Here is a 13,418-nt window from a genome sequence, read left to right as displayed (position 1 = left end):
AATCCACGTCTTCGATTTTGGCACTGGTTCAATACCGATGAGAACTACTGGTGCAATGGTGCGGATATTGGTTCCGTTCAGATTAAAGTTGGAACAGGTAATTGGCAAACCATCTCACCTCAATATTACCGTTACAGTGGTTGTTGGACATACACATCCATCGATCTGACATCCTATGCTGACTCCGTTGTAAAAATTGGTTTTCTTTTCACTTCCACTAACTGTAATGAATTGGCTGGTTGGTACATAGATGATATTGCACTTATAACCGGTCCCGTTGTGTTTAACACATTTGAGAATTGGGAATCAGGTATGGGCGATTGGTATGCTGAGAGTGGAACATGGCGAGTTGGTATGGCCACAGGTGAATGTTCAGGTGGTCCATCCGGACCAAATCGTTTATGGACAGCATGTCCGGGAACTACAAACTCAAGATTCATCAGTCCATTTTTTAATGTATCAAGTGCCAGTACAAATCCAAATTTAAGATTCTGGCATTGTTATAGTTTCGGTGGGGGTACTGCATATGTACAGATTCGAACTAAAACAGGAACTTGGCAAAACCTCCTTTCATACACACAAAGCGGAGGTGGAGTATGGTCAAGACCTTATGCCGATTTAACACCCTACGCTGACTCAACTGTACAAATAGCTTTTCTCTATACAGGCGGTTCTTGGTATATTGACGATATTTTAATTACTGGTATGATACCACCGACCCCCAATCCCGTATCACCACCCAATAATAGCATTTGCGCTCCGCTCAATCCACTACTAAAATGGTCTGCTTCTGCGGGTGCAACTTTATACTATTTACAGGTGGATACTGCAAATACATTTCCAAATCCTATTTTTAGTGACTCAACATTAACTCAAACCACACATGTTGTTGGACCTCTTGAGCCACTTAAATCTTATTACTGGCGCGTAAGAGCAAAGAATGATTTTGGTAGAGGAGAGTGGTCGAATATTTGGAAATTTACAACTGTTTCAAATCCGCCCTTGGTCCCATTGTTATTATCACCCAATAATAATGCCGTTGAGCAACCCACTTCTCTTACTTTCAAATGGAACGTATCGTGCGGTGTGAGTACTTATCACATACAAATTGATACGAGTCAATTATTTAATACAACAATAATAAATGATTCGCTATTAACAGATACTTCAAAGTTAGTGAGTACATTTTCTGTTGGCACAAAATACTATTGGCGTGTTAGAGCAAAAAATGAGTTTGGTTCGAGCGATTGGTCAATTGTTTGGAATTTTACTACTATCATTGGTCCGCCACCAACCCCATTACTTATGTCTCCCGACAGTGGAGCAACCAATCAACCAACAACAATTACACTCCGCTGGCATCCAGCAAGTGGTGCAAGTAAATACTTGCTGCAAGTTGATACAAGTATCTCATTTGGTTCTTCCGTACTTAAAAGCGATTCAACAACTGGATCGTCTTATATAATTAGTTCACTCGATACTTCAAAAAAATACTATTGGCGGGTAAGGTCAAAGAATAATTATGGAGTAAGTGATTGGTCGAGTGCCTGGAATTTCACTACAGGTTCATCAACTGTAACGTGTTCAGTTTCGATTGCAAGTGGTTGGAACTTAATTTCTGTACCGGTTACATTAGATAATTATAAAAAGGAAAATGTATTTCCTTCTGCAACGTCGAATGCTTTTAAATATAATGCAGGATATATTGTCGCGGATACGCTTAAAAATGGAGTTGGTTACTGGTTAAAATTCCCAAAAGACACATCTATTGAATTATATGGAGGACGAATTGATGTTGATACTATCGAGGTTACAATAGGATGGAATATGATAGGTTCGATCTCATCTCCTGTTAATGTAAATTCAATTACATCTCCTTCTCCTATCATTGCTTCGCCATTTTACGGATACAAAAATGGATACATTGTTGCCGATTCGATTAAACCTGGAAAAGGGTACTGGGTAAAAGTAAATCAGGGTGGAAAGCTAATACTGTCAACTACCTCACCTATTTACTCCGCAAGTCGTATTAAAATTGTTGACGATGGGGAACTACCGCCCTCTGCACCTGACCAATTGAAGGAAGATATCTGTGTATCTCCAACAGAGTTTAAATTAAACCAGAATTTTCCTAACCCATTCAATCCGAGTACGGTGATTAGTTATTCAATACCAACACGTGAATTTGTAAGTCTGATAGTTTATAATACTCTCGGTCAGGAAGTTGCTGTGTTGGTAAATGAAATTCAAGATGCAGGATATAAGTCAGTAAAGTTCAATATGTTGTCATACACTGGTTTATCAAGCGGACTTTATTTTTATCGGCTAACCGCAGGAACATATATATCAATAAAAAAAATAATTTTCGTAAAGTGACACATAATTTTGTCTTATATTGTCGATTAAACCAAATAATAATAATATTATGGAGATGTTATGAAATACAATTTTTTCAAAATTATCATGATTATAGTCCTCACACAAATTGCCTTATCTCAACAAAACCGTTTACACGAAATTGTGAACAATATTGTTATAGAAGATAGCGTTAGGGGGATATGGAATCAATTACAAATTTCTGGTACTTTGCCTTACCCGCGAGTTTTTCCCACTGCAATCTATTTTCCCCCAACCGACAAAATGATAATATTTGGTGGATGGTCCCATGTACCGTTCAATTCATTAAACGATAGTTGGTCTTTTGATTTAGCTTCTAATACATGGACACAGTTGTCTACAACAGGTGGCCCACCGCCAACTCGCGCAGGTCATATTGCAGTCTTCGATAGTATAAGAAAAAGAATGATCATTTTTGGAGGAAATAACTGGTGGGGGACAGTATTTAATGATACTTGGGCGCTTGACTTGCAAACGAATACTTGGGCACAATTATCTACTTCTGGGGATCCGCCCCCAAAGCGGTGGGTTCATTGTGGTATATATGATTATTTCAGAGACAGGCTTATTATATTCGGAGGTTATTATGGACCAGCTGGAGGTCATCCTTACAATGACACATGGGCATTAAATTTATCAACTTTACAATGGGAACAGCTTAGTACCATGAATACTCCCTCACCACGAACAGATATAAAAGCTATTTTTGATAATTACAACGATCGGATGATAATTTTTGGTGGAGGTAATGGTGTTACTGGATTTAAGGAAACGTTAGCTCTTGATTTGAATACCTATCAATGGACCTCAATCGGTGATTTTGAAAATACCGTAGCAACGTATGGAAGTAATTTTGATTCTCAACGTAGATGGATGATATTGGTGGCTAGTAATGGTCTCTATGATCACGGTCAAGCAGCAGTATTCTCTACAAATGAAGATAAATGGCTACCCCTATCGATTTCCGGAAGTATCCCAAGCCAAAGAAATTGGGTTAGTTCAATTTGGGATCCCAAGAGGAAACGCGTAGTTATGTTTGGTGGTGGATTATCAAATTATGTAACTTATAAAGAAACATGGGAATTATTCTTGAATGAAGTAATTGACACGATTCGCAACGTCAATGTGAGTGACAAATGGAATATAGTATCGATTCCAGTTATTGTTTCTAATGGACTCAAATCAACTCTCTTTATAAACGCAATAAGCTCTGCTTTCGCTTACGAGGGGAATTACGTGGTAAAAGACACAATGATAAATGGAATAGGCTACTGGCTAAAATTTCCCGCCGCCGAAAGTGTTACCATTGCCGGGAAATATCTTACTACTGACACAATCAACGTTACAACAGGATGGAATATAATTGGTTCGCTGAGTGAACCAATGCCAGTGTATCTAATTACGAGCGATCCACCAGGAATAGTAACAAGCATATTATATGGTTACGAAGGAAGTTATATAATCTCAGACACTATTAAACCTGGAAAAGGATACTGGGTAAAAGTAAATCAGGACGGAAAGCTAATACTGTCAACTACTACGCCTATTTACTCCGCAAGTCGTATTAAAATTGTTGACGATGGAGAACTACCACCTTCGGCACCCGGACAACTTGTTGAACAAGTTAATGCTATTCCAACAAACTTTGAACTTAAACAGAATTACCCGAATCCCTTCAATCCAAACACAGTAATAAATTATACACTTCCCACACGAGAGTTCGTGAGCTTGAAAGTATATAACACGCTCGGACAGGAAGTAGCATCGTTGGTAGATGAGATGCAGGATGCAGGATACAAATCTGTATCATTCGATGCAGCTAATTTACCTAGCGGTGTATATTATTATAAGTTAACTGCTGGAACTTTTTCATCTGTGAAGAAATTGATTTTGATGAGATAAAAATCAAAAAAGCATATCCATTATTTAGAAAGGGATAAAATGAATTCCGTTACTTTAAGAATCGTTATACTACTTGTTCTGTTTAGAATAAATGTAGATGGTCAAGTAGTGGATAGCAAATATCCAACATGTGATAAAAGTTTACTAATTGGTGGTACAGTTAGCACATCTCTAAGTATTAATAAATCTAATAATTCTGCAACTACCATTGTGTTAGTACCTAATATTGTGCATTTTTTTTCTTCTGGAATTGGACTTGGATTAAATTTAAATTATACATTATTATCTGTTCAGGGAAGCTCGGTTGTCCAGAGGGCAATAGGTCCTAGATTTATGTTAGCTTTCGGTGATGAGAAAAATAGAGTATATCCATATTTTGGAGCCGATGTAAATTATTTAAATCTCCAAGTAAATAAAAATAATAAATCAGGTTCACTGATAAGTTTATACATTGGAATACTTGAAACCTTAAATATAAATGTTGCTATTCCTATTCAGTTAAGTATTACCTATATGGGTATAGAAAATAGTGGTGTTACAACATTTTCAATGAGTGCTGGTTTTGTAGGATTTTTTTATAGGTAATATCAATGGCTGGCATTATTCATCCGCGAAGAATTTAATTTTGATGAGATAAATAATTATTAAACAATCAAACAAACAACAAGGAGTAATAAATATGCGAGCTATCCTATTTCTCCTCTTTTTTCCACTGTTATTGATGGCTCAAACAGTAGAGATGAAGAGTATCAATAATTCCATGAACAATCTAAGTACATTTCGAAATACTAAAAAGATTGATTATTCAAATAACTTGAGTCTGAGCGAAAAATTTTCACGTTCATTTTATCAAGATTATACCAGTCCGTTCTCATTGAATTCTTTATCTGGTATTAGGGATGTTGGAACAAATCTGCAAAGCAGCGCCTATTGGCAGTATTCTTCCAACATTTTAGGATATTTATCATATTTAGGCATTAAAACAGAAACCCGAACGGAACGATCGGGTTATTATTCAACTGAAAAAACCGAAATAAAAGTAACGCCATTAGGTTATGCACTAAGCATAGGGTCAACAGTTTCGTCTTTAGTATCAATCTACAATACCGGAAGAGCAGGGGAGCGACTATATATAATCGGAAAAAATCTTCCATCAGAGTATGGGTATAAACTTGTAGACGCAGGTAACAATCTAAAAAGTTATCGAACGTTGAGTTATATAAGTAGTGGATTAGGATTAGCTTCAAGTATTTTGTTACAAAGTTCGTTAAATGAATTGAATAATGATAAAGATATTGAGGATGTGAGTGGACAAATTTATGCCGCAGGGGGTTTGGCATTAGCTGGTCTTGTTTTTAAAATTATTGCTGTTGATAATGTTGGAGAAGCAGGTGTACAGATAGAGAGTTTTTCCAACGATTTACATGATCCGCGTGCAAAGAATTATTTTTCTAACTGTGGAATAAAACTAAAGAAATTTGAAAAAAGATGGGATGCGGGTTTGATAGTAATTGGCTCAGGTTTAGTAGCGTTAATGATACCTAATCCTCTTGCTGCTCTAAGTGGGCTTTGTTTGATAATCGTAGGAGATATAATTTCATCTTGGATAGCTCCCTCTAATATGAGTTCTGCAGGCTCCGCCTTGTATGATTTTGAGGATAGATGAAAAACACATATCGTGACATTGACCTGCCCCTTTGAGGAGCATATAATTATAGTTATCAGTACTAAGCGAAAATATTAATCTTTTTTCCCTAATATGTTTCCTTCAATTTTCTTGGAAAATTGTTGAGATCCCCTGCGTGGATTTTTATTTATAGCTTACTTGTAACATCATCCTCTTTATATTGAGCATTTCTAATATACCTTCGAATTGATTATTCTTCAAATAATGTGTAAATTTGAATGAAAAATTTAATGTTAAACACGTATCTGAATATTGCTGTATTCGCCTCAGGGAAGGGGTCAAACTTCCGAGCAATTCTTGATGCAATTAAAGCGGGAAAAATTCAAAATGCTCAGATTGTTTTGGTGGTCAGTAATAATTCTGATGCAGGCGCATTAGCAACTGCCCGTGAGAATAATATTCCAACTTTGCATATTAGCCGAAAACAGTTCACCTCAGATGAGGATTTTAATGATGTGCTTCTCGCTAAGTTGAGCGAATACAATGTCAACTTTATCGCTCTTGCAGGTTATATGAAAAAAATTGATGCACGCATTGTTCGAGCATTCCAAAATAGAATGATAAATATTCATCCCGCACTTTTACCAAAGTATGGTGGGAGCGGGATGTATGGAATGCACGTACACGAAGCAGTAATAGCAAACAAAGATAAATATTCGGGCGCAACAGTTCATATAGTTGATGAAGAATACGATCACGGATCGGTTGTTTTACAGAAAACTGTACCAGTAGAAGAGAATGATACACCGGAAACATTAGCTGCGCGAGTGTTACAAATTGAACATGAAATTTATCCCGAAGCAATCCGTTTGTTTTCGGAAGGAAAGGTTGATATTTCAAATTAAATGAAAAATCCAATCATTATTAAAAAAGTATTAATAAGCGTTTCAGATAAAACCGGAATTGTTGAGTTTGCTAAACAACTCATGCGATTTGGTGTTGAGATTATTTCAACAGGCGGAACACTGAAAACGCTTCAAGACGCCGGCATAAATGCAAAGTCTATTTCCGACATTACTGGATTTCCAGAAATATTGGACGGAAGAGTTAAAACACTTCACCCAAAAATTCATGCCGGACTTCTGGCGGTAGTTGATAATCCACAGCATCAGCAGCAATTGAAAGAGTTGGATATCACACCGATTGATATGGTGGTTATTAATCTTTATCCCTTCGAGCAGACAATTAAAAAAGAAAGTGTATTGCTTGATGAAGCAATCGAGCAAATTGACATTGGTGGTCCATCAATGCTCAGAGCGGCAGCAAAGAATTATAAATATAAAGTTGTCGTAAGCAGCCCATCGAGCTATGGAAGTATCGCCTCTGAGTTTGAAAAGAACAACGGTGCAATCTCAGAAGAAACCCGTTTCGCTTTAGCAAAAAAGGTATTTCAACACACAGCAGAATACGATACAGCGATCTCGGGATACCTTGCTAAGGTGGAGGAGAATATCGCCCCTTCCTCTTTTCCAGAAACATTCGCGATCTCGTATCCAAAGACGGATGAGTTGCGATACGGTGAAAACCCACATCAAAAGGCAGCAGTATATGGTGATTTCTATAAATTCTTTGAAAAACTTCAAGGCAAGGAGCTTTCATACAACAATCTTGTGGATATTCAGGCGGCGATTGAGTTGGTTGAAGAATTCGATGAACCAACGGTGGTCATTATAAAACATACAAATCCCTGCGGCGTTAGCTCTGGAAAAACTTTAGCAGAAGCGTATGAAAAAGCATTTGCTACAGATACGAAATCGGCATTTGGCGGGATTGTAGCCGTAAACCGACCACTCGATTTAGAAGCTGCTCAGCTCATTGATAAAATTTTTACAGAGGTTATCATCGCATTCGAATTTATTCACGAACTCGGTATATCTCCAGCTCATCTGTTCTTCGGGAAAATAACGGTCTCGGACTTTTCTAACGCTAAGTCTGTTTTCGCTAAATTTAATTCCTAACTCTTCAACTAAATAGTTTTTAGAATCGGTGATTATATTCCCTCCATCCTCGACAAATTTTACTACAATATCAAAGTCGGAGGGTTTTAATGAATCAACAAAACTGAAAGGAACGAGTAAAAGGTTATAATTCTTTAAATCAATTTTTTGTCCGACATATATAGTATCAACATTTATATTTACACTCTGAAAAACCGAGACGAAAGATGCCTGATCATTGTAGGCAGCCCCTTTAGCATAATGATTCCACAATACTACCGGTCGTGCTTCATCTATATTGTCTGATGAGGGAATAATCTTATTGTAAAAATTTTCTAATTTGTAATAGGTGTTCTCATAAAAACTTACTTGTCTTTCCCGAAATTCCAGCACCTCTGCTTTGTAGAATTGCCCAGGTTTTAAATTGTCGCCTACTATAACAGTCCCGTTCAGTCTCTTTTCTGATTGTTTCCTTTTAATTATTTCACCCGATGAATTGAAGTACGCTTCTACTAAATATTGATCCTCAAGATTAAGTGTGTGCGATTGATTTCCACTTATTATTAATTTATCCTTTGTTTTTACCCAGTTTGTTCCATCTTTTAAATCAATGTATGTGTATCCCAAACCTTGAATACCATCAACTAATTCTTCTAACAAATCCAGATCAAGAAATGGATGGAAGAAACAAGAAGCAAAACCATCACGAACATATAGATTTGTTTTAGCTCCCTTAATAATATTTTGAACAGCATCCCGGCTTACTTGCTTGTTTGTTTCGTCAAGTGGTACGTATCCAAGATTTTCGGGATAAATTGTTTGTCCAAATAAATCTTTTTTTATAATGTATGGGAAGAACTGACTGTAGTCGAAATTTTCGATAGAAAGTCGCTGTTCGATACCCGTACTGAAATAATTTGAAACTGTTTTGTAAAATAAAAGCGAGGCGGTATAATGTGGAGTTTCCCAAATAAGCGGATACAATCCATTTTTCATAAACTCGTTAATCCCCATCTCTATCTTTTTTGAGAATGCTTCCGCCGATTCATCCTTAATCGGTGCATTAGTGCTTTCATCCCAGAACTCAAAATCTGCTGCCGACATTCCTTTGTATTGGTGGGTTACTCCGTGCATAACCAAAGTCCCGCCGTTTCGGACCATATATTTTAACGCATCAACTAATTCTGGCTTATCTGATAAACTGACCCGAATACCTTCGGCTGGATTTACATAAAAGGGATAAATACTGAACAAAAACGGAATACCTCGGTCGCCTAAAAAATCTGCAATATCTCTTAATTGATTTGGATTGTCGAGCGGACCTATGTCTTCTATTCTTAATATCGCAGAGTGTGATGCTTCGTGTTGTTCATTTAAAATATCGTGAAGCATATCAGCAAAAAGGAGATAACGGTCGGACTCGCTCGCCGACGCGAACGGAGAATCGGCAATATAATAAAAATTATTAGATTTGACTATGTATGGAATTTCGATTCCATACTTTGAGGAAATTGCGTGTGCGAGAACGCTGACCATTCGATTATCGCTGACATTAATAATGTTTGCATTTGGCTCGCCCTTAGTAAATACTTTTTTCCCGGATTTCACTAAATCGTATTGAGTTGCTGTATCTAAATGAGAAACATCAAAACCAAATATTTTATGTAGATCATAATTTTTTGAAAATTCTTTAAATCCTGTATTAAGCCAAATAATCGCTTTAGATGATTTAATTACATCGTTTAAGAATTTTGATGGTACATTATTATCTTTGTGGAAACCGATGTAGAATGTGAAATCATAATTATTTATTTCACTCTCGGAATAATCAACTATACCTTTGATATCAGTTTTTGTATCAAAGTGCCCAAGAAGCGTTGCGAGTTGTCGCCCATCTCCCATTGCGATATTATTAATCAGCGAAGTCCCTTCTACAAGGATAAGAACTTTTTTAGTATTTTCAATCTCCGCAAATGCGTAACTCGATTTTAATAAAAATAACAGGATGATAAAAACAATTTTGATATGCTTAATCATCTAAATTAAAACCCCAGTTCAAAATTAATAGCCCCAACATTATTTTTATGCTTGTAAAATAGATCATTGGAATTGTTGTCGATGTAATCGTACAACAAGCTGATGCTGAAGCTGTTGATAAATCCTGTAGTCGAAAAGGTTTTTTCGAGCATGAATGATGTTACAAATAGTTTATCGACTCGTTGGTTTGAAATTATGTTATCGTTTAAATCGTATGCGGGACGATTCACATAATTCTTATTCCCATACGAAGCAGAAAGAGAGGACATCATCGACCAAGGGAGGATTTGTGTGAGAGTAAGTTCGAACGAAGTTCCCTCGTATCCATAGTTATCATCAAAAATCTCGTCGTCTGAAATCATATACCCCGAAGACAAATAGCGAGTTTCTTCCTGAAGATTTTTTTGATATTGCATCGCAAAACTCAATCCTGTATTCTCTAAAATTGATTGAGCGACTCGGGCAGTTCCGATAAACTGCATTACACTTGGCGATGTTTCATTAAGAGTTTGCCGCGGCCTGCCACTGCCTATCGTCGATAATGTTTCGGGTGGTGCATTCGTGTAACTCTTTATACCTAAACCTGTCTCAAATATTAAAGTCGTTTTACTCGGTAAAAATGTGGTAACTTGTGCAAAACCGTAGTTCTCTAAATTACTTAATTCTTGTAATTCATCGTATCCCAAATATTTTAAGCGATAACCTAACTTGCCCACAACCCTTTCACCTAAATAATGCTTCGCATTAATATAAGCGGTGTATTGATTATAATTAATAAGTGAATAAGATGAGCGGTTCGATCGCGTGTTATAAGTGCCACCCATATTTAAAGCCGATTCTAAATCTTCACCAAAAAGTTTTGTATATACAAGTCCCGCTGAATGTGCATAAAATGTGCGGTCGATTGCTTTTTGAAAATAATTAAACGAACCCATGTAAAACAATTGTGTGTTTGATGATTCGCTCGTGAAATCGTAAGCCGACGATAAAGAAAACTGTGCAACTTTATCGTCTATGTTAAGATAATTATTACTGATATTATCATCGTATGATGTGTGGATACTTGTGCTTAGTAGAAATTGTGCAGAAACAGGTTGAATAAAAAGTAAAATTAGGAACACTACTCCCATGGAGATATAAATTGTTGATTTCATATTTTTTCCTATCTACGATGTCGTTTACCGGGTGTTGTTTGATCTCCTTGATGACGCAGCCGCAAGCCAATTCCGCTTGAACGGTTGTCGCAAACTCCGTCGCCATCGCGGTCGATGAACTTTTCCTGCCGACGCCCCTTCTGAACTTTTGCTTCTGTCCTATCGTCTATGCCGTTAGCATTTTCATCAACGAACTGCGAGCGCCGATTTTCCTTTTGTGTATTCCGGTTTGCAATTGAGTCGCTACCTGTTTGAGAATAAATCGGGATATGTAAAAATATTGTTATGGTTAATATTGTTAGAAATATTTTCATAGTTTTGTTTAAATATAATAAAATTAGGCGGCACATGTTTGTACCGCCCGAGGAGTTATTTTAACGCCGTCCGCTTGCGGACTTACTTTTACCACGCATACCTTTACCGCGTTCGGAAGACCATTTAGGTTTTCCTGTTTCATCGGCGAAATTCATCGCCTTTCCATCCTGCACAATTTCCCACGGATAAAATTCGAACTTGCCTTCAACTTGTTTTACTTCGCCTTTTATCTGGGCTTTTACATTATGCTTCAGTTGATATTTTTCGCGTTCCCAGTACCACTGCGGTCCCATGTGTACGCGATACTCTTTACCGTCTTCCGATTTGAATGTAGCATACGGATGTTTTACTTCTGTGATTGTGCCTTTTAATGTTTTAACATCATCAACATCCCTTTTCTCAGAAGCTTGTGTGGCTCTGCCTTCGGTTTGTACATATACTAAACTGGGCAGCAAAAGTGAAATTACCAATGCTACCATAATTATTTTTGTTTTCATTTTTTCACCTCTTGTTGTTAATTTATTGTTTCTGAAATTAGTTTAACTATTTGAATAGGAGCAATATTTTTTTCGTTCGCTAAATCCTTTAGCTTGCTGTTACTATCGGCGGTGATTCCGTTCTTTTGTAATCTCTCAATACCAATCTCCAATGGGATATCTAACTGTTCACATACGTCTTGTACTGTCTTCCGGCCATATCCGCCACCTTCGCCGATCGCAACCTTAGGCTTCTTCTCTGCCAACATTTTTTTCGATAATTGAGCAGGTGTTAAATTGTTCTGTGATGCAATTGTTTCCAAAGTTGTTTCGCTGTCATTCACCTTTATGTTTGCATTTTTTAAATTCGAGATTATTTCTTCATACGGGATATTTGTTTTCTCGGAATATTCCTTCAATGTTAATAATTCTGCGTGCGGAATGGGAGGTTCGGAAAGATTTTTCCCCCACGAATTTGAAATGTCATCGCCAAAATCCATTACTGTGCTGAATGGTGGAACATTGCCGATCGTTGCTACGAGTATAAATATGCTGAGAATAAAGGATGCTAATAATTCTTTACGAATTTTAATGCGCGAAGTAAATTTTGAAGACAGATAAGCGATGATTGGTTTCCAGTTGAAATATATATGGAATGCTGCAGCCGTTACAAAAAGAAATGTAAATATTGTATGCACTCCTTTCCATTCGTGTTTAGTAAGAAAAAGTAAAGTCCAGTTACTCCAGTTGGCAATCCTTCCGGGTGGTGTAATAAAAAGAATTATTCCTGATATGCTAATTACTATGAAAGATATAACAACGTATAAACTGATAAATGCGCGAAAGCTAAATTTTTTTCTATTTGATGTAGTCATATTTTTTTAACGTGTTGATTATAAATGAATAAAAGGCGGCAAGCATTCGCCCACCGCCTTCAGGAGTTATGGGTTAAATTATTTACCTCTACGACCTAAGTTACCTTTTGCGCCTGTTCCATCGCAGTTACCAGTACCTGTGCCTGGTCCATAACCTGAGCCATCTTTTGGACCTACACCACTTTTTCCGGTTCCGTCGCCAGGACCGAAACCGCCTTTACCTGATTTTGCAGTTTTACCGTTCATCATTTTTCGGCCGGTTCCATCTTGTGGTTTTACGAAGTCAGGATCTTTTCCGTTTGGAATTCCATCACCGTCGGCATCGAGTGCGTGGTCGTTGATTCCGTCGCCGTTGAGATCGACAAATCCTTTTACGCCGTTGCCTTTACCTGTTGTTTGTGAATTAGCATCTGAAGATGCTGCGAAAATGAATAGTGCGAACAATGCGACTATTGCTGCTGTGAATTTTAAGTTTTTCATTTTTTTAATCCTTTATTTGTTGTTTGTTTATTATTTAATTTTTTAGCTACGATTAGTATATGTTCTAATACCGTGCCAAAGACTAAAACAAATAAAACTTGCAAATATTTAATGTTTTAAAGGATTTTAAAAATAAGTTTGAGGAAGGCGCTGTACTA

At 37.0% G+C, this 13,418-nt stretch carries 11 protein-coding genes and 1 pseudogene; 6 read left to right on the top strand and 6 right to left on the bottom strand.

The window, feature by feature from the left end; translation table 11 throughout:
• Positions 1 to 66 precede the first annotated feature (66 nt).
• The 6 genes from QME58_04040 to purH all read left to right on the top strand — a co-directional run bounded on the left by QME58_04040 (position 67) and on the right by purH (position 7,944).
• Positions 67 to 2,376 carry a T9SS type A sorting domain-containing protein gene (locus QME58_04040; protein ID MDI6803003.1) on the top strand — a complete coding sequence of 770 codons (2,310 nt, stop codon included), beginning with the start codon at positions 67 to 69 and terminating at the stop codon, positions 2,374 to 2,376.
• Between the two features lie 60 nt (positions 2,377 to 2,436).
• Complete coding sequence (locus QME58_04035) at positions 2,437 to 4,299, top strand: kelch repeat-containing protein (protein ID MDI6803002.1); 1,863 nt, start codon at positions 2,437 to 2,439, stop codon at positions 4,297 to 4,299.
• A 39-nt stretch (positions 4,300 to 4,338) separates the two neighbouring features.
• Positions 4,339 to 4,884, top strand: a complete 546-nt coding sequence (locus QME58_04030; GenBank protein MDI6803001.1) for a hypothetical protein — start codon at positions 4,339 to 4,341, stop codon at positions 4,882 to 4,884.
• A gap of 94 nt (positions 4,885 to 4,978) precedes the next feature.
• On the top strand, positions 4,979 to 5,965 hold the full coding sequence (locus tag QME58_04025) for a hypothetical protein (GenBank protein MDI6803000.1): 987 nt from the start codon (positions 4,979 to 4,981) through the stop codon (positions 5,963 to 5,965).
• A gap of 239 nt (positions 5,966 to 6,204) precedes the next feature.
• Entirely contained in the window at positions 6,205 to 6,831 is a 627-nt protein-coding gene (purN, locus tag QME58_04020) for a phosphoribosylglycinamide formyltransferase (GenBank protein ID MDI6802999.1), read from the top strand.
• Positions 6,832 to 7,944 (top strand): bifunctional phosphoribosylaminoimidazolecarboxamide formyltransferase/IMP cyclohydrolase, encoded by a 1,113-nt coding sequence (purH, locus tag QME58_04015; protein ID MDI6802998.1) that lies wholly within the window; start codon positions 6,832 to 6,834, stop codon positions 7,942 to 7,944.
• 627 nt (positions 7,945 to 8,571) lie between these two features.
• Here purH and QME58_04010 read toward each other — a convergent pair.
• The 6 genes and pseudogenes from QME58_04010 to QME58_03985 form a co-directional block, all read right to left on the bottom strand.
• Positions 8,572 to 9,315: pseudogene (locus tag QME58_04010) on the bottom strand (polysaccharide deacetylase family protein).
• 650 nt (positions 9,316 to 9,965) lie between these two features.
• Positions 9,966 to 11,114 (bottom strand): surface lipoprotein assembly modifier, encoded by a 1,149-nt coding sequence (locus tag QME58_04005; protein ID MDI6802997.1) that lies wholly within the window; start codon positions 11,112 to 11,114, stop codon positions 9,966 to 9,968.
• Positions 11,115 to 11,122: 8 nt separating this feature from the next.
• Positions 11,123 to 11,428 carry a hypothetical protein gene (locus tag QME58_04000; GenBank protein MDI6802996.1) on the bottom strand — a complete coding sequence of 102 codons (306 nt, stop codon included), beginning with the start codon at positions 11,426 to 11,428 and terminating at the stop codon, positions 11,123 to 11,125.
• 60 nt (positions 11,429 to 11,488) lie between these two features.
• Positions 11,489 to 11,926, bottom strand: coding sequence for a hypothetical protein (locus QME58_03995; GenBank protein MDI6802995.1), 438 nt, complete (start codon positions 11,924 to 11,926; stop codon positions 11,489 to 11,491).
• A 17-nt stretch (positions 11,927 to 11,943) separates the two neighbouring features.
• Positions 11,944 to 12,780: a DUF4405 domain-containing protein gene (locus QME58_03990; protein ID MDI6802994.1), complete on the bottom strand. Its 837-nt coding sequence runs from the start codon at positions 12,778 to 12,780 to the stop codon at positions 11,944 to 11,946.
• A gap of 78 nt (positions 12,781 to 12,858) precedes the next feature.
• Positions 12,859 to 13,260 (bottom strand): hypothetical protein, encoded by a 402-nt coding sequence (locus tag QME58_03985; protein ID MDI6802993.1) that lies wholly within the window; start codon positions 13,258 to 13,260, stop codon positions 12,859 to 12,861.
• Positions 13,261 to 13,418: the final 158 nt, after the last annotated feature.

This window comes from Bacteroidota bacterium, assembly GCA_030017895.1.
Classification (GTDB): domain Bacteria; phylum Bacteroidota; class Ignavibacteria; order UBA10030; family BY39; genus JASEGV01.
Note: the sequence above shows the minus strand (reverse complement) of the source record. Positions and strands in the feature narration are given on the sequence as shown.